The 22,969-nt window shown below is 61.3% G+C and carries 24 protein-coding genes; 17 read left to right on the top strand and 7 right to left on the bottom strand.

Going from position 1 to position 22,969, the window contains the following annotated elements:
* From PHQ58_RS14785 to PHQ58_RS14775, 3 genes are all read right to left on the bottom strand, one after another.
* Positions 1–274: NAD(P)/FAD-dependent oxidoreductase (locus PHQ58_RS14785; RefSeq protein WP_300112202.1), on the bottom strand; the 274-nt coding region annotated here is incomplete at its 3' end.
* A gap of 32 nt (positions 275–306) precedes the next feature.
* Complete coding sequence (gene hutG / locus PHQ58_RS14780) at positions 307–1,116, bottom strand: N-formylglutamate deformylase (RefSeq protein ID WP_300112200.1); 810 nt, start codon at positions 1,114–1,116, stop codon at positions 307–309.
* The gene (locus PHQ58_RS14775) at positions 1,113–2,135 is read right to left on the bottom strand and encodes a LysR family transcriptional regulator (protein WP_300112199.1); all 1,023 of its coding nucleotides are present in this window, start codon (positions 2,133–2,135) and stop codon (positions 1,113–1,115) included. The genes hutG and PHQ58_RS14775 overlap by 4 nt, the downstream gene beginning before the upstream one ends.
* Before the next feature lie 149 nt (positions 2,136–2,284).
* Here PHQ58_RS14775 and PHQ58_RS14770 point away from each other — a divergent pair, with 149 nt between their 5' ends.
* From PHQ58_RS14770 to PHQ58_RS14755, 4 genes are read left to right on the top strand one after another with little or no spacing between them, the layout of a single operon-like run.
* Positions 2,285–3,469, top strand: a complete 1,185-nt coding sequence (locus tag PHQ58_RS14770) for an FAD-binding oxidoreductase (RefSeq protein ID WP_300112198.1) — start codon at positions 2,285–2,287, stop codon at positions 3,467–3,469.
* A 13-nt stretch (positions 3,470–3,482) separates the two neighbouring features.
* Positions 3,483–4,244, top strand: a complete 762-nt coding sequence (locus PHQ58_RS14765; RefSeq protein ID WP_300112197.1) for an electron transfer flavoprotein subunit beta/FixA family protein — start codon at positions 3,483–3,485, stop codon at positions 4,242–4,244.
* 26 nt (positions 4,245–4,270) lie between these two features.
* Positions 4,271–5,221 carry an FAD-binding protein gene (locus tag PHQ58_RS14760; RefSeq protein ID WP_300112196.1) on the top strand — a complete coding sequence of 317 codons (951 nt, stop codon included), beginning with the start codon at positions 4,271–4,273 and terminating at the stop codon, positions 5,219–5,221.
* Positions 5,218–5,805: a HutD family protein gene (locus PHQ58_RS14755; RefSeq protein ID WP_300112194.1), complete on the top strand. Its 588-nt coding sequence runs from the start codon at positions 5,218–5,220 to the stop codon at positions 5,803–5,805. The genes PHQ58_RS14760 and PHQ58_RS14755 overlap by 4 nt, the downstream gene beginning before the upstream one ends.
* Positions 5,806–5,824: 19 nt before the next feature.
* Here the strand turns inward: PHQ58_RS14755 and PHQ58_RS14750 are convergent, their stop codons facing one another.
* On the bottom strand, positions 5,825–6,427 hold the full coding sequence (locus tag PHQ58_RS14750; protein WP_300112192.1) for an XRE family transcriptional regulator: 603 nt from the start codon (positions 6,425–6,427) through the stop codon (positions 5,825–5,827).
* 221 nt (positions 6,428–6,648) lie between these two features.
* Between PHQ58_RS14750 and glnT the strand changes: the two genes are divergently transcribed.
* The 11 genes from glnT (at position 6,649) to PHQ58_RS14695 (ending at position 17,011) form a co-directional block, all read left to right on the top strand.
* On the top strand, positions 6,649–7,995 hold the full coding sequence (gene glnT, locus PHQ58_RS14745) for a type III glutamate--ammonia ligase (RefSeq protein WP_300112207.1): 1,347 nt from the start codon (positions 6,649–6,651) through the stop codon (positions 7,993–7,995).
* 10 nt (positions 7,996–8,005) lie between these two features.
* A complete protein-coding gene (locus tag PHQ58_RS14740; RefSeq protein ID WP_300112191.1) occupies positions 8,006–8,914 on the top strand; it encodes an amidophosphoribosyltransferase in 909 nt (302 codons plus the stop codon).
* The gene (locus PHQ58_RS14735) at positions 8,902–9,591 is read left to right on the top strand and encodes a protein glxC (RefSeq protein ID WP_300112189.1); all 690 of its coding nucleotides are present in this window, start codon (positions 8,902–8,904) and stop codon (positions 9,589–9,591) included. The genes PHQ58_RS14740 and PHQ58_RS14735 overlap by 13 nt, the downstream gene beginning before the upstream one ends.
* 1 nt (position 9,592) lies before the next feature.
* On the top strand, positions 9,593–10,963 hold the full coding sequence (locus tag PHQ58_RS14730) for an FMN-binding glutamate synthase family protein (protein ID WP_300112187.1): 1,371 nt from the start codon (positions 9,593–9,595) through the stop codon (positions 10,961–10,963).
* 17 nt (positions 10,964–10,980) lie between these two features.
* On the top strand, positions 10,981–11,565 hold the full coding sequence (locus PHQ58_RS14725; RefSeq protein ID WP_300112185.1) for a dimethylamine monooxygenase subunit DmmA family protein: 585 nt from the start codon (positions 10,981–10,983) through the stop codon (positions 11,563–11,565).
* A complete protein-coding gene (locus PHQ58_RS14720; RefSeq protein ID WP_300112183.1) occupies positions 11,562–12,515 on the top strand; it encodes a PDR/VanB family oxidoreductase in 954 nt (317 codons plus the stop codon). The genes PHQ58_RS14725 and PHQ58_RS14720 overlap by 4 nt, the downstream gene beginning before the upstream one ends.
* Positions 12,516–12,543: 28 nt before the next feature.
* A complete protein-coding gene (locus PHQ58_RS14715; protein ID WP_300112181.1) occupies positions 12,544–13,623 on the top strand; it encodes a DUF3445 domain-containing protein in 1,080 nt (359 codons plus the stop codon).
* 40 nt (positions 13,624–13,663) lie between these two features.
* Positions 13,664–14,794: an aminomethyltransferase family protein gene (locus PHQ58_RS14710; RefSeq protein ID WP_300112179.1), complete on the top strand. Its 1,131-nt coding sequence runs from the start codon at positions 13,664–13,666 to the stop codon at positions 14,792–14,794.
* 9 nt (positions 14,795–14,803) lie between these two features.
* Positions 14,804–15,667, top strand: coding sequence for a formyltetrahydrofolate deformylase (gene purU, locus PHQ58_RS14705; RefSeq protein ID WP_300112178.1), 864 nt, complete (start codon positions 14,804–14,806; stop codon positions 15,665–15,667).
* Between the two features lie 7 nt (positions 15,668–15,674).
* On the top strand, positions 15,675–16,580 hold the full coding sequence (gene folD, locus PHQ58_RS14700) for a bifunctional methylenetetrahydrofolate dehydrogenase/methenyltetrahydrofolate cyclohydrolase FolD (RefSeq protein WP_300112177.1): 906 nt from the start codon (positions 15,675–15,677) through the stop codon (positions 16,578–16,580).
* A 101-nt stretch (positions 16,581–16,681) separates the two neighbouring features.
* Positions 16,682–17,011, top strand: coding sequence for a dihydroneopterin aldolase (locus tag PHQ58_RS14695; protein WP_300112206.1), 330 nt, complete (start codon positions 16,682–16,684; stop codon positions 17,009–17,011).
* Positions 17,012–17,281: 270 nt separating this feature from the next.
* Here the strand turns inward: PHQ58_RS14695 and PHQ58_RS14690 are convergent, their stop codons facing one another.
* The 3 genes from PHQ58_RS14690 to PHQ58_RS14680 form a co-directional block, all read right to left on the bottom strand.
* Complete coding sequence (locus tag PHQ58_RS14690) at positions 17,282–17,500, bottom strand: hypothetical protein (RefSeq protein WP_300112176.1); 219 nt, start codon at positions 17,498–17,500, stop codon at positions 17,282–17,284.
* 81 nt (positions 17,501–17,581) lie between these two features.
* Positions 17,582–18,901 (bottom strand): MFS transporter, encoded by a 1,320-nt coding sequence (locus PHQ58_RS14685; protein WP_300112174.1) that lies wholly within the window; start codon positions 18,899–18,901, stop codon positions 17,582–17,584.
* Between the two features lie 54 nt (positions 18,902–18,955).
* Positions 18,956–19,936, bottom strand: a complete 981-nt coding sequence (locus tag PHQ58_RS14680) for an alpha/beta hydrolase (protein ID WP_300112172.1) — start codon at positions 19,934–19,936, stop codon at positions 18,956–18,958.
* Between the two features lie 223 nt (positions 19,937–20,159).
* Here PHQ58_RS14680 and PHQ58_RS14675 point away from each other — a divergent pair, with 223 nt between their 5' ends.
* Positions 20,160–22,145 carry an alkaline phosphatase PhoX gene (locus PHQ58_RS14675; protein ID WP_300112170.1) on the top strand — a complete coding sequence of 662 codons (1,986 nt, stop codon included), beginning with the start codon at positions 20,160–20,162 and terminating at the stop codon, positions 22,143–22,145.
* 190 nt (positions 22,146–22,335) lie between these two features.
* Positions 22,336–22,968 (top strand): hypothetical protein, encoded by a 633-nt coding sequence (locus tag PHQ58_RS14670; RefSeq protein WP_300112169.1) that lies wholly within the window; start codon positions 22,336–22,338, stop codon positions 22,966–22,968.
* The last annotated feature ends 1 nt before the right edge of the window (position 22,969 follow it).

Genomic DNA, 22,969 nt, shown 5'->3' with positions numbered 1-22,969 from the left:
TCACCGGCTGGTTCAGGGGGGCACCCATGGCTTTCCAGTTGGGAAACAGTTCAGTGAGGGATTTGGGGTCAAGCACTGCACCCGAGAGGATGTGGGCACCGGGCTCGGAGCCTTTTTCCAGCACCACCACAGAGATTTCCTTGCCTTTTTCTGCGGCGAGCTGTTTCAGGCGAATGGCAGCGGACAGGCCGGCGGGGCCGCCGCCGACCACAACCACGTCGTAGTCCATGGATTCGCGCGGGCCGTGCTGGGTCAGGATGTCTTGGGGGGGCATAGTTGTTCTTTATGCAAATCAAAAGGGGGCGGTCAAGCGGTAACGGCAGCCAGCGAAGCCAGCGCCTGCAGCAGCATCTTCTGCAGCAGCGGCTGTACCGAGGTGGCATTGTGTTCGAGGTAGGTGAAGGGTGGGTCTTCTTGCATGTACAGGTCCTGGCCCATCTCCAGCTGGATGGCGTGCACCCGGTCTGCGGGCGAGCCGTAGTGGCGCGTGATGTAGCCGCCCTTGAAGCGGCCGTTAACCACGTGGCTGAAGCTTGTTGCACCCACATGGGCGACCACGCTGTCGATGATGGCCGGGGCGCAACTGCGGCCATCGGCGGTGCCGAAGTTCAGATCGGGCAATTTGCCCTCGAACAGTCGCGGCAGCACGCTGGCAATAGAGTGTGCATCCCACAGCAACACTGCGCCATGTTGGGCCTTGAGCCGGTCCAGTTCAGTGCGCAGCGCGTCGTGGTAAGGCCGCCAGTAGCGCGTCAGCCGATCAGCCTGCTGCGCCGTATCGGGCTTCGGATGCTCACCATAGAGCGCTTCGCCACGGAAGGTTTCGGTCGGACACAGACCGGTGGTGGTCTGGCCGGGATACAAGCTTTCGCCCGAGGGCGGCCGATTCAGGTCGATCACATAACGCGACACCCTGGCCTGCAAAACAGACGCGCCCAACCCGGCAGCAAATCCGTACAGACGATCCAGGTGCCAGTCGGTGTCCTGCAAGATCGGTGCGGTATCACTCATCTGGTCAGCGAATTCGACAGGCAGTTCAGTGCCGAGGTGCGGGATAGAAATCAGCAGGGGCACGGTGCCCTGATGCAGGGCGTAGGTAGGGTGAAGTGTGTTCATGGAGTTTCTTCGTTGGGGCAAAAAAGGGCGTCGGGCGGCAGGCCCGGCATGCACTGGCGGATGGCCGGGCCGGTGTCTTGGCGGATCACATCCCGGGTGATGCGGGCAATGCGTTCGTCCAGACCGGCCCATTCGTCTTCGCGCGACAGCAGGAAAAAATGACGCTGGCCGAGCCGGGTGGCGGGAATGGGGATCACCACCACGTCATCAAGGTACTGGCGCGATTGCCACAGGCACAGCGGCGTGGAAAGCGCCCAGCCCAGGCCAGAGGCCACCAGACTAAGCAGCGGGTCGGTGGCGTCGAACTCGTAAGTGCGAGGTACCTGTACGCCGACATGGCGCAGGAAGCGCTCAATCTGCTGGCCGATGACCGAGCGCTGGCTGTAACGGATCAACGGCAAACCGGCTGGCAACTCCGACAGCTCGCGCGCCGATTGGAGGGTCTTGACCGGGTGCCCTTTCGGGAACACCGCGACCCATGATTCGGAAAACAATAGGCGCTGCACGATACGTGGGTCATCAATAGACGAGTCGGTGCAGATGGCAAAGTCAAGTTCGCGGCCACGCAACTGTTCGGTGAGCATGGGTGTCAGGCCCGACCACATCAGGATCTGCTGCGCTGAACCCGACATGGCTCGGATCAAGCGCGGCCCCACGGTAGCCGCAAACGAGTCAACGCATCCGAGGTGGATCTGCGCGTGCTCGTGGCGTGCGGTGGCGCGCACCTGCTCAACCATGGCTCGGGCCTGACCCAGCAGCCGGGTGGCACGCTCACGCAACACGCGCCCGGCATGGGTGGTGACGGCGGGGCGCACCTCCCTGTCCAACAGCTGCAAGTCAAGCTCTGTCTCCAGTGTTTTGACTGCCTGGCTGATCGCGCTTTGGCTCATGCCCTGGCGCTGTGCAGCCAGCGCCATGGAGCCGGCATCGCAAACAGCAACAAAGGCTTCGAGCAACTGCAGGTCAGGCAGCGGGCGCGAGCGGCGGGATTTGCGGGTGCCAGGGGGGATAAGAGACATGGTGTGCGATGGTAGGTTTAAGAAATGGAATGGATTGAATCATTCGATATACCAAACCATAGCATCTGATTTGCTTCAGTTACACGGCGCGTGGCAATGGGCCCGTAAGCTCAGTTCCATTGACAACCTCATGCCCAGAAAGGCCCCCTATGCAAACTTATGATGCCATCGTGATCGGCGCCGGCGTAATCGGAACTTCAGTCGCTTACCACCTCGCAAGACTAGGAGCCAGCAAGGTCCTGGTCCTGGACCGGCTGCAGATCGGTTCGGGCACCAGCACCCAGTCTTCCGGCATCCTGCGCACCCATTATTCGGTGATTGAAAACGTCGAGCTGGCCAAGCTCTCGTGGTCGGTGTTCAACGACTTTGCCGGCTACCTGGGTGACGAGGAGCAGTCCGCAGGCCTGGTCAAGTGCGGTTACCTGATCTGTGCCCCCGAGGGCCCCAAGCTGGAACCCCTGCGCGCGGCACTGGCCGGCCAAACCACCATGGGCGTCGAGGTGCAACTGATTGACCAGGCCGCCGCGCGCGCATTGCTGCCTATCGCGCATTTCGACGATGCGGCCTTGATCGGTTACGAACCCGAGGCCGGCTTCGCCGACGCCTATCTGGTGGCCACCGGCTTTGCCCGCGCCGCACGCCGCAAGGGCGTGAAGATCATGGAAGGTGTCAACGTGGAACGGCTGCTGATGGACGGCGGGCGGGTAGTCGGTGTCGAAACGAACCAGGGCAAGTTCCACAGCAACACGGTGATCAGCACCCAAAACATCTGGGCAGGTGACATTGAAAAATGGACCGGTGTGCCAACCCCGGTGAAAGCCGAACGCCACATTGTGCTGGCGCTCGAAGGGCCTGAGGCCTACAGCTTCAAGATGCCGGTGTTCAAGGACCTGGGCTCGCCGGGCATGTTGTATTGCCGCAGCTATGGTGGCAACCAGATGCTGGTCAGCGAAGGCACGGTAGGCGAAACCTTGGCCCAGCCCGACAACGAGCAGGGAGACATCTCCATGGACTATGTGGTCGAGGTGGGTGGCCAGGTGGCTGAGCGTTTTCCCTCATTTGGCGAAGCCGGTCTGGCCTCGTCGTGGACTGGCGTTTACGACGTCACGCCCGACTGGAACCCGGTACTCGGCCGCCTTCCCGATGTGCCTGGCCTGGTGGTGGGCTATGGCTTCTCCGGCCATGGTTTCAAGCTTTCGCCCGGTGTGGGCCTGGTGCTCGCGCAGGAAGCCCTGAACCTGCCCACCGAGGTCTCGCTCAAGCCCTACGCGCATGAGCGCTTCCGTAGCGGCCAGTTGCTTACCGGCCGCTACGGCCTGGGCGCGGTGTCCTGAGCGGGAGTTGAACATGCATGTGCTGATACCTGTTAAACGCGTCGTCGATTACAACGTCAAGGTCCGTGTCAAAAGCGATGGATCGGGTGTCGATACCGCTGGCGTGAAGATGTCGATCAACCCGTTTGACGAAGTCGCCGTGGCGCAGGCAGTGCTGATGCGCCAGGCCGGCCAGGTGAGTCGGGTCACAGTGGTCAGCTGCGGCGGTCCGATAGCACAAGACGTGCTGCGCACAGCGCTGGCCATGGGCGCAGATGCGGCAATTCTGCTTGATCCTGGCACAGGGGAGAGCGACGGACCTGCGCTGACCGAAGCCCTGAGCGTGCTCGTCCAGCACGAGGGCGTAGGTCTGGTGCTGTGCGGCAAGCAAGCCATCGACGACGACCTGGGTGATACCGCCCCCATGCTGGCCGCGCTGCTCGACTGGCCGCAGGCGATCTCGGTCAACCGCATAGAGCTGATCGACGCTGGCCTGCGTGTGGACTGCGATGGCGACCAGGGCCTGGAGCAATGGCGGCTTCCCTTGCCCGCCGTACTGGGTGTAGACCTGCGCCTGTGCGACCCGCGCCCGATCAGCCTGCCCAACATGATGAAGGCAAAAAAAGCGGTGATCACGATGCTGCCACTGGCCGAGCTGGCATCCAGTGCTTCTGGGCGTATGCGCGTGCTGTCCTGCACCACACCACCCGCCCGCGCTGCTGGCGTGCGGGTTGGCAGCCTCCCGCAACTGCTCGACCTCCTGCGCCATCTACCCGCGCTGAACGCAGGCACCTGACACCCCACCACGGAAACAAACGCACCATGACCACGCTTGTCATCGCCGAACACGACGGCGCCCAAATCGACCCATCCACATTGAACCTGCTGGGCGCCGCATCGCAAATCGGTGACCCTGTGCAACTACTTGTACTCGGGCATGACTGTGCTGCCGTGGCCCAGGCCGCCGCCGCCCTGGCTGGCGTGTCGCAGGTGCTGCTGGCGGACAACCCGCAATGGGTTACGCCATCGGCTGAGACGCTGGCGCGGCAAATCGAGGCGCTCATGCCCGCCTACGACCTGCTTGTGGCCGCGCACAAGATGCTGCACCGTGGTGCCCTGCCGCGGGCTGCCGCACGTTTACGGGCGGCCTACCTGAGCGATGTGGTAGCCATCGAATCAGCGCACCGTTTCGTGCGCCCCATGTACGCTGGCAGCGTGCTCGCCCGCATGGAAACCCAAAGTGCCATGACCTTGCTGACCCTGCGGCCAACCGGTTTTGCACCCGCTGTCGGCACACAGGGCGCCTGCCCAGTGGTGGATGTAGCGACAGTCACGCCCGATCACCGCAGCCGTCTGGAAAACCGGGAGACGATGGGCAGCGACCGCCCCGACCTGAGCCGCGCCCGTGTGGTGGTGGCGGCCGGGCGCGGCGTAGGGGCACGCGAGCACATGGCCCTGATCGAACAGCTCGCTGACCACCTGGGCGGTGCTGTGGGTGCCTCCCGCGCGGCAGTCGATGCGGGCTTTGCGCCGAACGCGATTCAGATTGGGCAGACCGGCAAGTCCGTGGCACCTGATGTCTACTTGGCTTTTGGCATTTCAGGCGCCATCCAACACCTTGCCGGCATCAAGGACGCGGGCTTCATCGTGGCCGTCAACAAAGACCCCGATGCGCCAATCTTTTCAATCGCCGACGTGGGCTTCGTGGGTGACCTGTTTGATGTCCTGCCAGCGCTGACGGCAGGACTGCCAGCGGCAGTGGATACGGCATGAGCGCACACCCTGCGGCTGGGTCGCTGCGGCGTTTTTCAATCGATGCGCTGCCGCGCGAAGCCTGGAAGAACGGCGGTGGCTGGACACGCACCGTCGCCAGCCGCGAGGCAGAGCACCTGCTGAACTGGCGTGTGAGCGTGGCCGACATCACGGCAGCCGGACCGTTTTCTCGCTTTGACGGGCTGGACCGCACGGCGGTGATGGTCCGGGGCGCCGGGCTGAGTCTGAGCGGAGACGCCCAAGCGTGGCGCTTCGATGGCCCGGGTTCCTCTGCACAGTTTCCCGGCGAGTTATCCCTGCGCTGTGATGCACCAGATGTGCCGACCCAACTCTGGAACGTGATGGTGCAGCGTGGTCAGGCCCAGGCCAAGCTGCTTATCGTCGAGGACGACGCCGTGGACCTGACTCCTGCGCCCGATGTGCTGGTGTTGGTCCTGCGTGGCCGCTTCGAGCTGGCCCTGCCGGGGGCTGACTCGCTGGTTCTCAATGCTTTCGACTGCCTGCACCTGCAAGGCCTCACAGTCATGGCTCACATCACACCGGTTGGGGCGAACAGTTTGCTGCTGGTCACCACACTGAGCTGAACTGCGCTGAGCGCTCGCCTCACTCCACGCTGCGCGGGTAGACGATAAACGATAGAAACTTGATCGGAAACTTCACCAGCTTTTCCGGTCCATGCGCCACCTCCCCCTGAAAAGTCAACGAGTCACCAGGCTCTAGCAAGTAAGAGTCTTGGCCGCAGCGGTATTCAATCTTGCCTTCCAGCATGTATAGAAACTCTGTCCCCGGGTGCTGGAACGTGGGGTACTGCTCCGAGTCATCGTCCATGGTGATCAGGAAGGGCTCGAACAGCTTGATCGGGCCTTGGTCATACGCAAGCAGGTGGTAGGTGTGCCCGCTTTTGGTGCCTCGGCGCACCACTTCCATGCCCTTGCCCTTTTTAATGTGCTGCGCGGCACTCGCCGTGACATCGTATTTGCTGAACAGCATGGACATGGACACCCCTAGAGCACGTGCAATGCGCGCCAGGGTGTCCATGCCGGCCGAGGTTTGTCCATTTTCGATCTTGGACAACATGCCGCGGCTGATGCTGGCCTGCTCCGACACCTGTGCAATGGTCAGACCGTGGCGCTGGCGCAGCTCCTTGATGGCTGATCCTACCGATTCCTCAAGCGAAACCGCCGTCTTGTCGCCTTGTTTGTTCACTACCCACTCCTTGGTCTTTGCTGGTGAGAAAAGTATACGTGCTGCCAATTTCAAAATATTCACAACAGGCACAAATGTTGCATAACAAGAAACATCGGTCTTGGTCATGCACCAAACCGGCCTCAGCCAGTTCCCTTGTATTTCTCTCATTGCCAACCGAAGGAGTTTTTCTCTTGAACACAGTCGCAGCCCCCTTTGCAACCAGGTCCCCGACCGATCTGGTGAGCCCTCAACGCTTCAACACCGTTGAAGAAACGAAGCAATACCTCAAATCCCAAGGAATCGGTTACGTGCTGGCCCAGTTTGTCGACATCCACGGTGTGGCCAAGGCAAAGTCGGTGCCAGTGGAGCATTTGCACACCGTCATGAAAGAAGGCGCGGGCTTCGCCGGTTTCGCGATCTCCGGCTCGGGCATCGAGCCACATGGCCCGGACTTCATGGCAGTGGGTGACCTGGCCACCGTCTCGCTGGTGCCTTGGCAACCGGGCTTGGCGCGCATCGTCTGCGAAGGCCATGTCGAAGGCGAGCCATGGAAGTTCGACAGCCGTGTCGTACTGAAAAAGCAAGTAGCCCGGTTGGCAGAAAAAGGCTTGACGATGTTCACCGGCCTGGAGCCCGAGTTTTCGCTGCTGCGCCGCAACGCCGACGGCAGCATCGTGCCGCACGACGCCAGCGACAATCTGGCCAAGCCCTGCTACGACTACAAGGGCCTGTCACGCACCCGTGTCTTCCTGGAAAAACTGTCCAACGCCATGCGCGCCACCGGCATCGACGTCTACCAGATCGACCACGAGGACGCCAATGGCCAGTTCGAACTCAACTACACCTACACCGACTGCCTGACCTCGTGTGACCACTTCATCTTCTTCAAGATGGCTGCCAGCGAGATCGCCAACGAGCTTGGCCTGATCTGCTCCTTCATGCCCAAGCCGTTTGCCAACCGCCCAGGCAACGGTATGCATATGCACCTGTCGATCGGTGATGGCAAACGCAACCTGTTCCAGGACAAGAGCGACCCCTCCGGCCTGGAGCTTTCGCCCATGGCTTACCAGTTCATGGCTGGCCTGCTGCACCACGCGCCTGCGCTCACGGCCTTGTGCGCACCCACCATCAACTCCTACAAACGCCTGGTGGTTGGGCGCTCACTGACCGGTGCCACCTGGGCTCCAGCCTACATCAGCTACGGTGATAACAACCGCTCCACTATGGTGCGCATCCCCAAGGGCCGACTGGAACTGCGCCTGCCCGATGGCGCCTGCAACCCCTACCTGGCAACGGCCGCGGTGATTGCTGCCGGCCTGGACGGCATTGAGAAAAACATGCACCCAGGCGCACCGCGCAACGTCAACCTTTACGAGTGGAGCGAGGCTCAGCTCAAGGAAGCCGGTATCGGACTGCTGCCGCAAAACCTCAACGCCGCGCTCGACGCGCTGGAGGCCGACAGCGTGATCCGCGAAGCCCTGGGCCCGGTCACGGACGAGTTTCTCAAGTTCAAGCGCATGGAGTGGATCGAGTACATGCGCCACGTCTCCGAGTGGGAAGTGAAACAGTACCTCGAATTTTTTTAAGGAAGCAACCATGTGTGGAATTGTTGGACTATTACTGAAAAAACCTGCCATGCACGCCCAACTGGGCGAGCTCATGGTGCCCATGCTGATCGGCATGCACGACCGCGGCCCAGATTCGGCTGGCATGGCCGTGTTCGGCCAGCCTTTGCCTGAGAGCCAGCGCAAAGTCAGCCTGTATTCGGGCCTCACCGATGCCGCTGCGGCTTACGACTGGGTCGGCCTGGCCGACGCGTTAAACGCTGACCTGAAAGTCAAGGCCCATATCCAGACCAAGGGCAACCACGCCATCTTCACCTTTGACGGCCCGGCCGATCCGGTCAAGGCCTTCATCAAGGCGTATGAAGCCAAGTTGCACATCCTCTCCACAGGTCGCCGCATCGACCTGTACAAGGACATCGGCACACCAGCCCAAGTGGCCGAACGTTACGACTTCAGCAAGCTTGTTGGCAGCCACCTGGTGGGCCACACCCGCATGGCAACCGAGTCGGCGGTGACGCCTGACCGCGCCCACCCGTTCACCGCTGGCGAAGACTTTTGCCTGGTGCACAACGGCTCGCTCTCCAACCCCAACGGCGTGCGCCGCATGCTGGAGCCACGCGGCATCAAGTTCGAGACTGACAACGACACCGAAGCCGCTTGCCGTTTTCTGGAATGGCGCCTGCGTGAAGGCGACGACCTGCACGGGGCGCTGCAAAAAGCCTTTGAAGCGTTGGACGGCTTCTACACCTTCCTGATGGGCACACCCACCGAGTTGGCCCTGATTCGCGACCCATTTGCCTGCAAGCCCGCTGTGGTCGCAGAAACCGACGACTTCGTCGCCATTGCTTCCGAATTCCGTTCGCTCGCCCACCTGCCGGGCATCAGTCACGCCACTGTCTTTGAACCCGCTCCTGAGGAGATGTACGTATGGAAAATCTGACTTTCGACCTGAGCCGCCAAAGCGTGCGTGAGCTCAACTTGCACCTGCACGGCACGCCCGAATCCCTGGCTGGCCAACACATCGTCGTGTCGCACCCGGATGGCGCGCACAACATCGCAGTTGGCATCAACGCCCCGGTCAGCGTGACCATCCAGGGCCACGCCGGCTATTACGCAGCAGGCATGAACAAGTTTGCCGACGTCACGATTGAAGGCAGCGCCAGCACCGGTGTCGCCGAAAACATGATGAGTGGCAAGGTGCATGTCAAAGGCTTCGCTTCCAACGGCGCCGGCGCTTCAGCCCACGGCGGCTTGCTGGTGATTGACGGCGACGCCGGCCTGCGCTGTGGTATCTCGCTCAAGGGCGGTGACATCGTGGTGGGTGGTTCGGTCGGCAGCTTCTCCGGCTTCATGGCGCAGGCTGGTCGCATGGTGATTTGCGGCAACGCGGGTGACGCGCTCGGCGACTCACTCTATGAGGCCGTGATTTATGTGCGCGGCAGCATCAAGTCGCTTGGTGCCGACGCCCAACTCGAACCCATGACCGACACCGACGTGACGGCCCTGAGCGCCTTGCTGGCCCAAGCCGGACTGGCCTATGAGCCCTCGGAATTCAAGCGCGTGGCCTCAGCCCGCAGCCTCTACCACTGGAACGCCGACGCCAATCAGGACTATTGACATGTCAAACACAGAACACCCCATTGCCTTTAAACGCCTGCAACTCGAAGAGTCCGCCGGATTCGACCGCAGCACGCTCGACTACATCCACCGGGCCTCCAGCACCGGCTTGTATGAAATCCGCGGTCTGGGCGCCAAGCGCAAGCTGCCGCACTTCGACGACCTGGTATTTCTGACCGCCTCGCTCTCGCGCTACCCACTTGAAGGCTACCGTGAGAAATGCTCGACAAAAACCGTGCTGGGCACGCGCTTTGCCAAGAAACCCGTGGTACTTGACACCCCGATCACCATCGCCGGCATGAGCTTTGGCGCCTTGTCGGCCAACGTCAAGGAAGCCCTGGGCAAAGCCGCAACCGCCATGGGCACCACCACCACCACCGGCGACGGTGGCATGACCTCGGAAGAACGCCAGTCATCCAAGACCCTGGTCTACCAGTGCCTGCCCTCGCGCTACGGCTTCAACCCCGACGACGTGCGCCGCGCTGACGCCATCGAGATCGTGCTCGGCCAGGGTGCCAAGCCCGGAGGCGGTGGAATGCTGCTGGGCCAGAAGGTGAACCCGCGTGTGGCCAAAATGCGCACCTTGCCACAAGGCGTGGACCAGCGCTCCGCCAGCCGCCACCCCGACTGGACCGGCCCGGATGACCTGACGATCAAAATCCAGGAACTGCGTGAATTGACCGATTGGGAAAAGCCCATCTACGTCAAGGTTGGTGCCACCCGTGTCTACAACGACGTCAAGCTGGCGGTGCACGCGGGCGCCGACGTGGTGGTGGTCGACGGCATGCAAGGTGGCACAGCTGCCACCCAGACCTGTTTCATTGAACACGCTGGCATCCCCACATTGGCGGCAGTACGTCTGGCCGTGGCCGCGCTGCAAGACCTGGACATGATTGGCAAGGTTCAGTTGATCGTCTCGGGTGGCATCCGCACCGGTGCAGATGTGGCGAAGGCCCTGGCCCTGGGTGCCGACGCCGTGGCCATCGGCCAGGGTGTGTTGATGGCGCTGGGCTGCAACCGCGAGACCTACCAGCAGGCGGGCCAAACCCATAGTGCTGAAGCCGACTATGAGGCGCTCGGCACCAAGGCTGGTTACTGCCACCACTGCCACACCGGCAAATGCCCGGTTGGCGTGACCACGCAGGACGCCATTCTGGAGCAGCGCCTGGAGCCCGACATGGGCGCCAAACACGTGAAGAACTACCTCAAGACCCTGACCATGGAACTGACCACGCTGGCACGCGCCTGCGGCAAGCAAGACGTGCACCATCTGGAGCCCGAAGACCTGGTGGCGCTCACCGTGGAAGCCGCCGCCATGGCCAAGGTACCGCTGGCCGGTACCAACTGGATTCCCGGCCACAACCTCGGCTGAGACCACAGGAGCGCGCCATGAACCTGAAACCCTCCGAGGTCACGAGTCGGCCGGTCTACGCACCGCTGGCACCCCAGCCAGAGGCTGGTCGCCACTGGCTGGTGCTGGACGGCCCTTCGATGGACCACGCCTTGCTGGCCAACCTGACGAGCGCGTTCGCACCAGTGGCGCAGCGCCTGCAGGTCTGGTGGATTGGCCCCGTGGCACAGGCCATCAGCCTGAGCCCTGTTGCTGTCATCGCCGACCTTCCGGCACTGACCAGCGCCTTGGCCGAACACGGGCCGCTGTGCGTGAGCGACAGGCTTTTTGTGCAGGGCAGCGAGCCCTTTGTCTGGTCAGTCTTTTTGGCTGCCCGACAGCTCGGCCTGGCAGAGGGTCAGATTCAGCTGGCCCACGCTGGCAGCCAGCGCCGACGCGTCTGGTGTACCCACTGCCATGGCCTCACCGAGGGTGTGAGCACGTCGACTGTGGCCTGTGCGGGTTGTGGTCGAGAGCTTTTGGTGCGTGACCATTTTTCCCGTCGCCATGGTGCCTTCATGGGCGTGATGGTCGATGCCGAAGTTCCGGGCGAACGGCCCGCGCCCCAGGAGGTATTTCCATGATCGCCACCGGTCTCAAACTCCAGGTGCGGGCGCTGAACGACATCGCGCCAAGCCTGCGCCATCTGAGTCTGGGCACGCTGGACGGCACACCGCTGCCGCCCAACGGTGCCGGCGCCCACGTGCTGTTCACCCTGCCCGGCCAGGGCCGAATACACCGCAACGCCTACTCGCTGGTCAATGCACCAGGAAGCCGGGGTCAGTACGACATCATCGTGCGCCGAGTGCCAACATCGCGCGGTGGCTCGGCTACCGTACATGAAAGACTGAAAGTTGGCGATGTGATTGACGCCCAGCTGTCAGCCAACATGTTCCCGCCGCAACGCTCAGCGCGTCAGCACCTGATGATTGCAGGCGGCATCGGTATCACGCCGTTTTTGTCTTACCTGAAAGACGTGGGTGTGCAAGCGGGTGAGCACGCGCTGCACGTCTGCTGCCGCGAATCTGAACAGGCGGTGTTTGCGCCTTGGCTACCCACGGACAAGTCAAAGGTTTTTTTCCACTGGAACGCCGATGGCCATCGCCTTGACATTCCAGCGCTGCTGGCCGAGCAGGCTGCTTGCACACACCTCTACGTCTGTGGCCCGAGCGATCTGAACCAGTCTGTGCTGGCCGCAGCGAAGGCCTTGGGCTGGCCCGCCAACCAGGTGCACAGCGAACTCTTTGGTGGTGTGGCCAGTGGCGGCGCATCGTTTGAAGCTGTGCTGCAAAAAAGCGGCCAGCGCGTGCAAGTGGGTGAAGACGAAAGCCTGCTTGAAGCGCTGGAGCGCGAGGGCCTGACACCTCATTGCCTGTGTCGGGGCGGCGCCTGCGGCGCCTGCCTGACCGGCGTGATCGCGGGCGAACCCGAACACCGTGACCACTTCCTCAGCGCTGCTGACAAGGCACAAGGCCACTTGATCATGCCCTGTGTGTCGCGCGCTCGCGGCCCGAGCCTTGTGCTCGATCTCTGAACCCAGCCACCAAACCAAGGTTGTCACCATGACCATCATTTTCAAGCCCGACGAAACTTTTCGAGGCGACTACACCTACCGCAACAGCGATGCGGCAATCCTGCGCTACCCGTTCCCGTTCCCCGATGACCAGTACATGTACAGCGTCAATATGGAGCCGCACCAGCCCAAGGGCGCGAGTGCAGCTTATGAACATGGCTTTGATGTGGACGAGCACTACATTGCCGAATGCCGCGACAAGGCGATCACGCTGGCGCGCGACCCAGGTCGCTGCCAGGTGTTGCCACACATGATGATGGCCGAGTGGGACACGCTGGAACTCTTGATGGACAGCCTCAGCGCCGACTACCCCGAGCACTTTTCACTTCGCAAAACCGGCCCCGACTTTGGCGCCAGCTGGACCTGGATCAACCGGCCGCTGGGCCTTGAGCAGACCTTTGTTTTCGGCGACGCCACCTCGCTGCCCTGCGGGCCGTTTGAGTACATCACGCGCCAGGCCCAGGGCGACTTTGCGATCTGCGACCAACGCGACGACAACCTGTTTCTCGACGCCGGCATGGTGACCTCGCAGGCCGACTGGTCCCTGGACTTCAACGTGGGCATGAGCTTCATGCAGTGGCACGGTCCGGTGCCACTGGCCCACCAGGCCGGGGTGTTTGAGCGCGCCTTGAAATACCTGTTGTTGATCCGCCAGGGCCAGCCGGTGCGCCGCCTGAACTGGACCATGACGGTCAACCCGCGCCTGGACACCTCGCCCGAGACCTTTCCTGAATGGGGTCCAGACCGTGCCTCACTGACCCCCGAGAACATTGGCCGCAAACTGCACCTGCGTGTGGAGCTACAGACCCTGTGGCGTTTGCCGCGCAGCAATGCCTTGTTGTTCCCGATCCGCTGCTACCTGGCCTCGCTGGACGAGCTGGTACGTGTCCCCAAGTGGGGCACACGCCTCTCACGGGTGCTTTCTACATTGCCGCAACCACTGGCCGACTACAAGGGCCTGAGCCGTTTTCTACCCACTGCCGTGGCCTACCTCGCGCCCTTTGATTACGGCAGCGAAATCGCCAAAGGCACCGAGTCCGAGGTGGCCGAGTTGGCTGAAGCCGTTTGAATTTCCCTCTTTTCCTTTAACTTTCTGACTGGAGCATCACATGACCTCTTGGCGCACAACGGCCCTGGCCGATCGTCACCGCGCACTGGGCTCGACCCTGGGCGACTGGAACGGCCTGGGCACCCCTTGGACCTACTCAACCAACCTGGCTGACGAGCACGAAGCCATCCGCACCAAGGCTGGCCTGATGGATGTCTCGGGCCTGAAAAAAATGCACCTGGTTGGCCCGCACGCCGAGGCCCTGATCAACCAGGCCACCACACGCAATGTCAGCAAGCTCTACCCGGGCAAGTCGGTTTACGCCTGCATGCTCAACGAAGCCGGCAAGTTCATCGACGACTGCGTGATCTACCGCATCTCGCCCAACGCCTTCATGGTGGTGCACGGCGCTGGCCAGGGCCATGAGATCCTGACGCGTGGCGCCGTGGGCCGCAACGTCGCCGTTCTGTTCGATGACGACTTGCACGACCTATCTCTGCAAGGCCCACTGGCGGTCAACTTCCTTGAAAAACACGTGCCGGGTGTGCGCCAGATGCCGTACTTTCACCACATGCACACCACGCTGTTCGGTGCACCCATCATGCTGTCACGCACCGGTTACACCGGCGAGCGCGGCTACGAGATATTCTGCAAGGGTGCCGACGCACCCAAAATCTGGGACGGCATCGTGGCGGAAGGCAAGGACATGGGCATCATTCCGTGCTCGTTCACCACGCTGGACTGGCTGCGCGTGGAAAGCTCGCTGCTGTTCTACCCCTACGACAACTCCGACATGTACCCCATGGACGGCGAACCTATCGGCGACACGCTCTGGGAATTGGGCCTGGACTTCACGGTGTCCCCGGGCAAAACCGAGTTCCGCGGTGCCAACGAACACTTCCGCCTGCAGGGCAAGGAACGCTTCAAAATTTTCGGCGTGGAAATGCAGAAGTTCGAGGCCGCGCAAGCGGGCGACGGCCTGTGGGACGGCGACAAGAAGGTGGGGTTTGTGACCTGCGCCATGGTTTCGCGCCTCACCAAGCGATCAATGGCCATTGCCCGCATGGACCCGGCCTACGCCGTTCCCGGCCGCGCGCTTGAGCTGCGCGGCGCCGCCATGACCAGTGCGGCCACCACGTCCAGCCTGCCGTTCGACGACCCGCAAAAAATCAAACGCACAGCCAAGGACTGATTGATTCCCATGAGCACAACTACCCACCGTTACACCCTGTCCCTCGCCTGCCCCGACCGGGTCGGCATTGTGGCCGCCGTCAGCAACTTCCTCGCCGAGCACAACGGCTGGATCACAGAAGCCAGCCACCACGCCGACACCGAGTCGATGCATTTTTTCATGCGCCAGGAACTGCTGGCCGATTCCTTGAAGCTCGACATTGACACCTTCCGCCGCGAATTCGCCAAGGTCGCCGCACCGTTTGACATGAAATGGCGCATCTCGGACAGCGCGCGCAAGAAACGCGTGGTGATCCTGGTCTCCAAACAGGAACACTGCCTGTACGACCTGCTGGGCCGCTGGCAGTCAGGCGAACTCGACATCGACATCCCTTGCGTGATCTCCAACCACGAAACCTTTCGCGGTCTGGTCGAGTGGCACGGCATTCCGTTCCACCATGTGCCGGTCACGCCGGACACAAAAGCCCAAGCCTATGCCGAGGTCGAACGCCTCTACACCGAAGCCCAGGCCGACGTGATGGTGCTGGCGCGTTACATGCAAATCCTCGCGCCCGACCTCTGCGACAAGTTTCCGGGCCAGATCATCAACATCCACCACAGCTTCCTGCCAAGCTTTGTTGGTGCCAAGCCCTACCACCAAGCCTTCCAGCGTGGTGTGAAGCTGATCGGCGCGACCTGCCACTACGTGACCTCGGAGCTCGACCAGGGCCCAATCATCGAACAAGACGTGGTGCGCATCGACCATTCCGACGTGCCCGAGGAACTGGTGCGCAGCGGCAAAGACGTGGAAAAAGCGGTGCTGGCTCGTGGCCTGCGCTACCACCTGGAAGACCGCGTGCTGATCCACGGCAAAAAGACTGTGGTCTTTCGCTGAGCGCATCATGACTGCACAGATCATTGACGGCAAGGCGCTGTCCAAACAGTTGCGAGTGGGTTTTCGCCAGCGCGTCGAACGCCTGCGGGAACAAGGGGTGCAACCCGGCTTGGCGGTGATCCTGGTGGGCGATAACCCGGCCTCACGCGTCTACGTGGGAAACAAAATCCGCGCCTGCGAGGAGTGTGGGGTGCATTCGCTGCACCTACCGCTTCCCTCCGACGCCAGCGAGGCCCAGGTGCTGGCCACCATCCAGCAGCTCAACGACGACGCAACCATTCACGGCATTTTGGTGCAGTTGCCCTTGCCGGCGCACATTCAGATCGCCCGTGTGCTGGAGGCGATCTCGGTGCACAAGGATGTGGACGGCTTTCACCTCTACAACGTGGGCGCACTCGTCACCGGCAACAGCATCTTCCCGCCCTGCACACCCTACGGCGTGCAGCTGCTGCTCGACACCACGGGCATCGATGTGGCCGGCAAAAATGTGGTGGTGGTGGGTGCCAGCAACATTGTGGGCAAACCCATGGGGCTCATGTTGCTGCAGCGCGAGGCAACCGTCACCATCTGCCACGCCAAAACGCGCGACCTGGCGCAACACACCATCCTGGCCGACATCCTGATCGTGGCAGCTGGCAAACCCGGCCTGATCGTGCCGCAGATGGTGAAAGAGGGCGCGATTGTGATCGACGTTGGCATCAATCGCCTGGCGGACGGCCGCATTGTGGGCGATGTGTGTTTTGACGAGGTCAAGGAAAAAGCCTCTTGGATCACACCCGTACCCGGTGGCGTCGGACCGATGACGGTCACCATGCTGATCGAGAACACCTTGCGTTCGGCTGAACGTGCCTTCAAGGCGGACGGCGAAGACGAGTTTCAGGAGTGGGAAGCCCCCACCGTGAAGTCGCCATGATGGCCGATGCCACATTGACACTCGAACGCCCGATGGTGCAGAGGGGCCGCCCAGTGCCACCGGAGCGCGGGCACCAGACGCTGAGCTTTGTCAACTTGCGCATGGAGGCGCGGCTTGGCATTCTGGCGCATGAAAAAGCCGCCCCGCAGGCCATCCGTGTCGATGTGGCGCTCAACCAGGGCCTGCAGCCACTGCAGCCTGGCAACCACATCCAGCAGGTGCTGGACTACCGTCAAGTGCGCCAGATCATCGTGGACGAATGCACGGCCGACCATGTGAACCTGCTGGAGAGCCTGGTTGGCCAAGTTACGCTTCGATTGGGCCGCCTGCCCGGCATCCTCGGCGTACGGGTCAAGATTGAAAAACTGCACATCTTCGACGACTGTGTGGTCGCTATCTGCATGGAAACCGGTAGCTGGGACCTAGACTAACACGACTATCCACTGTAGATCACGCTATCCTGCGCGAACGGCTGGCCGATCGTATTCGCACCGACTGGCATGAATTGCACATCATCCTTACGCAGGCGAGAGGCAATTCGGCACTTCGCCTGTACCGGGTGTTTAGCATGATCGCCGCGGATGTGTTCTCTATCGCTGACCTGTCTAAGGCTTTCCTGATGTCATCGTCATCAATGCAGATGGGGCGCCGCCATTTGAGCGACACCTTCTATGGAAGCCGCTCTGGGGCTAAAGACCCCGTTACTGCTTGGCAACACTGGGTTTGCAGTCAATACAAAAAAACATCAAGGCGGTGGGGTAGCGCCGAAAACTGCCGCTGCTGCGCGGCCTGTGGTGGCCGCATTTGATGCAACTCAGGGTCTGACCAGTGCCCCCCATGCCCTGAAACGGCGAGCCATTTTGTTTGGAGGTGTAGCGCAAGCCAGTGTGGGAGATTTGCGTGGTGTCGGTGTCGTACATCTAAGGCCCTTGCGTGTTGTTCAATGTGATTGACGCAAGTTTGATGCCGAAAAGTTTCAGTTTGGTGACGCTTTCCAAAACTCAACTGCGCGCCGCTTCCCGGTCTGCTCGTTCCGCCGCTTGCCGCCCGCGCTGCATGTTCACCGGCAGCAACAACAACAGGCCCATCACAAATAACACCGACGTGCTCAGGATGGCAATGCGTTGGTTGCCGTCGGTCATCCAGGTGATCAAGCCGTAACTGAGCGGCCCCACGATGCTGGCCAGGCGGGTGGCAAAGGTCCACAGGCCATAAAACTCGGCCACCTGGCGCTGCGGCGCAAAGGTGCCCGCCATGGCCCGCCCAGCCGACTGGCTGCTGCCCATGCACAGGCCGGCAATCACAGCGGCGTACCAGAAGTCACCCTTGCTCATCGCCATAGCCGCTATCACACAAGTAGCTATCCACGCAAGTAGCGTAAGGGCTAGAGCCAACTTATGTCCAATAATGTCCTGCAGATAGCCCCAGGCAAAAGCGCCGGCTGCAGCTGCCAGGTTCAGCACAAAGATCAGCACCATGGTTTCCTGCTGCGCAAAACCAATCACTTGCTCGGCGTAAATGGCCGCCAGCGAGATTGCCACCGCTACCCCAGCCTGGTAGGCCACGGCGCAGGCCATCAGCCACATGAAGTCGGTGAACTGGCGGGCCTGACGAAAGGTGTGTTGCAGCTGCGCCAGTGATGCCTTGATGCCACTTTGGCGCAATGCCGCAGGATTTGGCTTGGCGCGCTCGGTCAGCAGCGCAAACGTGACCAGCGCTGCGGCCCCGTAGATGGCCGCGGTGATCAGCATCGTGACCGGCACAAACTGCGCCGCCGGCACACCTCTGCCCTGCGCCCACATGACATAGGCCAGACACAAGCCCAGCGCCAGCATGCCGCCAAAATAGCCAAAACTCCAACCCCAGCCGCTGACCCGACCCAACGCACTGGTGCGCGCCAATTCTGGCAAAAACGCAGCGGTAATGGACTCACCCCAGGCGTAGAACGTGTTCGACACCACGATCAACACCACCGCCAGCGCCACGCTGCCCGGCCCCACCAGCGCCAGCGCCGCAGTAGCAACCACGCAACCCGCCGTCACCCAAACCAGCATGCGTTTCTTGGCTGCGCGCAGGTCGGCATAGGCGCCCAGGCTGGGCATGGTCAGCATCACGATGGCGTGTGACACGCTGAGCGCCGCCGTCCAGGCCAGCGTGGCCCACGCCGCGCCTTGGGCCACGCCGCCGACAAAATACGCCGCAAACACCGCTGTGATAACCACCGTGGTGTAGCCCGAATTGGCAAAGTCGTACATGGCCCAGCCAAACACCTCGCGCTTGCGCACGCCGGGGTTCAGGTTGTCTTGCGAAAAAAGCGCCATGGGGTTCCTTGAAAATTCAGAAGGTTAAAACCAGAGACAAAGCGCTGGCCGGGTTCAAGCTTTGTCGTTAACCCCGCCAACACTGGTCAGCCAGCGCAGCAAGGCCTGAAATGCGTGCTGCCTGGGCTCAAGTTGTGACAGGGTCAAGTCATGGATGCCATCCGGAATCGCTTGCACCGTTACTTGCGGCCCCAGGCCGGGCGACAGACGCGCGATGTCAGCCACGTCCAGCACGATGTCGGTGCAGGTCGCATCCACATGCCACTGCTTAAGCCAGGCGCTGCGTGCGGCATGCAACACCAGCACGGGGCATTGAATAGCCAGCCCCTGCGTCACCTCGGCATGGGCGCGGTGAATGGCGCGCAGCCAGCCGGCATAGACCGGAAAGCCATAAATGGGCTTCCAGTCGGTGTTGTAGCGCCAGGCGCCGTGGTGTGTGATGTGCAGACTTTCGCCGTACAAGCCAGGGTCGGCAGGCAAGCGCAGACCCGGCACCACCGCGCCGACGGCAGAGAGCAACGGCTCCAGCAGCCGCTCCTGCCAGGCCGGCAGGTTCATGTCGAGAAACGGGCTATTGAGAAACAGCCCGTTCACACCCGCACGCTGCGGACCACGGTGCGCATACAGCGCGGCCACCAGTCCGCCGGTGGAATGGCCGTTCAGCAGCAGCCAGTCGATGTGTTCCTCACCCCGAATGACCTTTACGGCTGCATCTACGTCCTGCAAATACTCGTCAATGTCAGCGGTGTAGTTGGGCAGATGACCGGGGCGCAAGGCACGGCCATGGCGGCGCAAATCCAGCGCATAAAAATGCAGGCCGTGCTGGTTGTAAAAGTCCGCTAGGTGGGTCTGAAAGAAGTAATCCACATAGCCATGGATGTAGAGGACGGCTTTGGTGAATGGCTGCTTCAACGGGTCAACACAGCGCCGGCGCACCAGCACCGGCTGCGCCGGGCCGTCTGCAGCCATCAAGCCACTCAAGGTGCTTTGTTCAAAACCAGCCAGCACGTCCGGTATCCAAGCAGTGTGTTCCATGGGTTTCCCGGCCAAGATCGCAAGGCAGGCATGTTACCAACACCGGGCGTCCACGTTGACCCCCAGGCCACAGTTGCGGCTGCAAACCAGCTGCACGCCCACCTCCCACGGCAATTGTTCAACTGTCACAGCCGTTTCATATTTGGGAGTCACATTTGTGTGTTTAAACCTGCTGGCTATTCCAAGGAATAACCCAGCCCAACCACCGGAGCTAAAAACCCCCATGAATGCAGTCACCGAAACCTCCCGCCGTCGCTTGTTGCAAATGTTTGCCGGGGTGCCCTTACTCCCGCTTGCAACCACCCTGACAGGCTCAAGCCTGATGCTTTCCGCCTGTGGCGGCGGTGACGCCGCCGTTGCCCTGCCCGCTTCAACCGCAACGCTGAGCAGCGTCAGCTTCAGCTCCATGGCCGCACCCACCCTGGCGAACGCAGCCGCCATGGCCACCACCACGGTCGGCTCGGTGATGACCGCGAACTTCAGCGACGCCAGCAAGGTTGACTTCAAGCTGGCCTACCAGCCGTTCTTTATCACCGGTGACCTGGTGTCCAACGGCAGCGGCGGCACGGTCCTCGCTGGTGGTTATTTCGACATCAACAACCAGCCCATCATGGACACGACTGTTGTTGGCAAGGACCGCCAGTACTTCTCTGACGCGCCTGATGGCACCTCGCTGCTGAGCGTGGCCAACCCTACTGTGACGGGCATTAAGGGCAAGGCCGTGTTTGCCGTGGTGCAGTTTGAGTACACCTCCTTGAGTCAGGCTGCCACCAGCATGTATGGCCAGCTGCCTTCACCCATCGCCGTGCTCACACTTGATCAGGACCAGACCACCGGCAAACTCTCGCTGGTGAAGTACCACAACGTCAACACGTCTGGCGTGCATGGCCTGTGGATCACCTGCGGCGCGAGCCTCTCGCCATGGGGCACCCACCTGTCGAGCGAAGAGTACGAGCCCGATGCTTTTGCAGATCGCAGCAAGAACTTCATGGACGATTTCAGCATGAACCTGTATGGCAGCAAGGCCGCTGCCAACCCCTACAACTACGGCCATATGCCTGAAGTGACCGTTAACCCCGACGGCACCGGCTCGATCAAGAAGCATTACTGCATGGGCCGTATTTCCCATGAGCTGGTGCAAGTGATGCCTGACAACCGCACCGTGATGCATGGCGATGACACCACAAACGGCGGCCTGTTCATGTTCATTGCAGACAAGGAAAAAGACCTGTCTGCTGGCGCGCTCTATGTGGCCAAGGTTGGCGCCGGTTTCTCTCTTGACCCGGCCGCTGCAGCCGCACCAGTGTCTTGGATCAAGCTTGGCTCGGCTACCAGCGCAGAAATTGAAAAGCTGGCGACCACACTCAAGCCAACCGACATCATGGCCGTGGCCACAACTGACCCGGCACTTGCAACACCGGCTGACACCTCTTACACCAAGATTTTTCTTAACGGCAAGGCCCAATGGGTCAAGCTGATGCCAGGCATGGAGAAAGCGGCTGCCTTCCTGGAAACCCACCGCTATGCCGCCCTGGTTGGCGCGTCCCTGGGTTTTACCAAGATGGAGGGCACCACCGTCAACCTCAAAGACAAGGTGGCCTATTCCGCCTTGGCTGCTTGCAGTGCTTCGATGGTCAAAGGTCAGGCCTCAAACGCCATTGCGGGTGGCATTGCGCTGGACAAGGCACTGAACGCCGGTGCCGTCATGGCACTCAGCCTGCAAGGCGGGCTCAAGGACGACAAGGGTGCCGCCATCAACAGCGAATGGATGCCAGCAAATATCAAGGCCCTGATCACGGGTGAAGACATTGCTGCCGATACGCTGGGCAACACCGCCAACCCAAACAGAATAGCCAGCCCAGACAACATCAAGTTCTCGGAAAAAATGCGCACACTGTTCATCGGCGAAGACAGTGGCTTGCACGTCAACAACTTCCTGTGGGCGTACAACATTGACACCAAAGTGTTGTCGCGCGTCATGTCAACCCCGGCGGGCGCAGAGGCCACCGGCTTGCACGCGGTGGACGAACTCAACGGCTGGACCTACATCATGAGCAACTTCCAGCACCCCGGTGACTGGGGCAGCATCCACAGCATTGTCAAAACCACGCTTGACCCGCTGATCAAGGCAAACTACAAAGACAAGTTTGGTGCGGCTGTTGGCTACCTGACTGGCGAGGTCACCCAGGTGAAGCTGTCGAAGGCTTAAAGCTTACGAAACAGCAGAGCAATGTGGCCCAAACATCCCACATTGCTCAGCTGACTTCCTGGCGTCGCATCAGCGGCCAGCGTGTCAGGGTGTCCACGGACACTCTGGCAAAAGGCGACTGTCATCTTTCTTGTTAGCGGTACTCAAACGGTATAAACTGTATACCCCGTTTAATTCAAGAAAGACTTTCATGACATCCATTGAGCAAAACAACGCCGCAACAACACCCGAAGCCTTGAATACTGATCAGCCAAGCTCTGTCAGCACAGCGCCCGCAACGCCAGCTCCTGTGGCCACCCCAGTCGCTAAATCACCTGCAAAAAAAGTTGTGAAGCCGGCAGCTGTCAAGCCAGTGGTCAAATCGGTGGCAACTAAAGCGACCCCTACGGCAACCAAGCCGGTCACCAAGCCAGTCGTCAAGACCGTAGCAACAAAAACTGTGGCGCCAAGCACAGCCGCAAAAAAGACTGTGGCCAAACCAGCCGTCAAGGCAGCGCCCACGGTCGCCCCCCGCGTTACCGCCAAGACTGCCGTAAAAGCCGCACCCAAGGCGGTCATCGCGCCAGCTGCCATGCCCAAGCTAGAAAAGCTTCTCAAGGCCAAAAAGCCAAAGCTGGTGCGCGACAGCTTCACCATCCCGAAACTTGAATACCTCATGCTCGAAGAGTTGAAACAACGCAGCGGCAAGCTGGGTAATTCCGTGAAAAAAAGCGAACTGATTCGCGCTGGCATCAAGGCCCTGGCAGCCCTGTCAGATGGCAATTTTTTAACCGCCCTCAAAGCAGTTCCAGCCATCAAAACCGGTCGGCCAACCAAAGACTAAA

The sequence above is a fragment of the Rhodoferax sp. genome, from assembly GCF_028688795.1.
In the GTDB taxonomy this organism is placed as follows: Bacteria; Pseudomonadota; Gammaproteobacteria; order Burkholderiales; family Burkholderiaceae_C; genus Rhodoferax.
This window is presented reverse-complemented; position numbering and strand designations above follow the sequence as displayed.

Excerpts from the sequence above, each read along its gene's own strand:
- PHQ58_RS14685 (WP_300112174.1), bottom strand. The coding sequence starts at position 18,901 with ATGGCGCTTTTTTCGCAAGACAACCTGAACCCCGGCGTGCGCAAGCGC.
- PHQ58_RS14740 (WP_300112191.1), top strand. The coding sequence starts at position 8,006 with ATGTGTGGAATTGTTGGACTATTACTGAAAAAACCTGCCATGCACGCC.
- PHQ58_RS14775 (WP_300112199.1), bottom strand. The coding sequence starts at position 2,135 with ATGTCTCTTATCCCCCCTGGCACCCGCAAATCCCGCCGCTCGCGCCCG.
- PHQ58_RS14670 (WP_300112169.1), top strand. The coding sequence starts at position 22,336 with ATGACATCCATTGAGCAAAACAACGCCGCAACAACACCCGAAGCCTTG.
- PHQ58_RS14720 (WP_300112183.1), top strand. The coding sequence starts at position 11,562 with ATGATCGCCACCGGTCTCAAACTCCAGGTGCGGGCGCTGAACGACATC.
- PHQ58_RS14680 (WP_300112172.1), bottom strand. The coding sequence starts at position 19,936 with ATGGAACACACTGCTTGGATACCGGACGTGCTGGCTGGTTTTGAACAA.
- PHQ58_RS14725 (WP_300112185.1), top strand. The coding sequence starts at position 10,981 with ATGAACCTGAAACCCTCCGAGGTCACGAGTCGGCCGGTCTACGCACCG.
- PHQ58_RS14730 (WP_300112187.1), top strand. The coding sequence starts at position 9,593 with ATGTCAAACACAGAACACCCCATTGCCTTTAAACGCCTGCAACTCGAA.
- PHQ58_RS14765 (WP_300112197.1), top strand. The coding sequence starts at position 3,483 with ATGCATGTGCTGATACCTGTTAAACGCGTCGTCGATTACAACGTCAAG.
- PHQ58_RS14690 (WP_300112176.1), bottom strand. The coding sequence starts at position 17,500 with ATGTACGACACCGACACCACGCAAATCTCCCACACTGGCTTGCGCTAC.
- hutG (WP_300112200.1), bottom strand. The coding sequence starts at position 1,116 with ATGAACACACTTCACCCTACCTACGCCCTGCATCAGGGCACCGTGCCC.
- PHQ58_RS14675 (WP_300112170.1), top strand. The coding sequence starts at position 20,160 with ATGAATGCAGTCACCGAAACCTCCCGCCGTCGCTTGTTGCAAATGTTT.
- PHQ58_RS14735 (WP_300112189.1), top strand. The coding sequence starts at position 8,902 with ATGGAAAATCTGACTTTCGACCTGAGCCGCCAAAGCGTGCGTGAGCTC.
- PHQ58_RS14755 (WP_300112194.1), top strand. The coding sequence starts at position 5,218 with ATGAGCGCACACCCTGCGGCTGGGTCGCTGCGGCGTTTTTCAATCGAT.
- PHQ58_RS14715 (WP_300112181.1), top strand. The coding sequence starts at position 12,544 with ATGACCATCATTTTCAAGCCCGACGAAACTTTTCGAGGCGACTACACC.
- PHQ58_RS14760 (WP_300112196.1), top strand. The coding sequence starts at position 4,271 with ATGACCACGCTTGTCATCGCCGAACACGACGGCGCCCAAATCGACCCA.
- purU (WP_300112178.1), top strand. The coding sequence starts at position 14,804 with ATGAGCACAACTACCCACCGTTACACCCTGTCCCTCGCCTGCCCCGAC.
- PHQ58_RS14695 (WP_300112206.1), top strand. The coding sequence starts at position 16,682 with ATGGAGGCGCGGCTTGGCATTCTGGCGCATGAAAAAGCCGCCCCGCAG.
- folD (WP_300112177.1), top strand. The coding sequence starts at position 15,675 with ATGACTGCACAGATCATTGACGGCAAGGCGCTGTCCAAACAGTTGCGA.
- PHQ58_RS14710 (WP_300112179.1), top strand. The coding sequence starts at position 13,664 with ATGACCTCTTGGCGCACAACGGCCCTGGCCGATCGTCACCGCGCACTG.
- PHQ58_RS14770 (WP_300112198.1), top strand. The coding sequence starts at position 2,285 with ATGCAAACTTATGATGCCATCGTGATCGGCGCCGGCGTAATCGGAACT.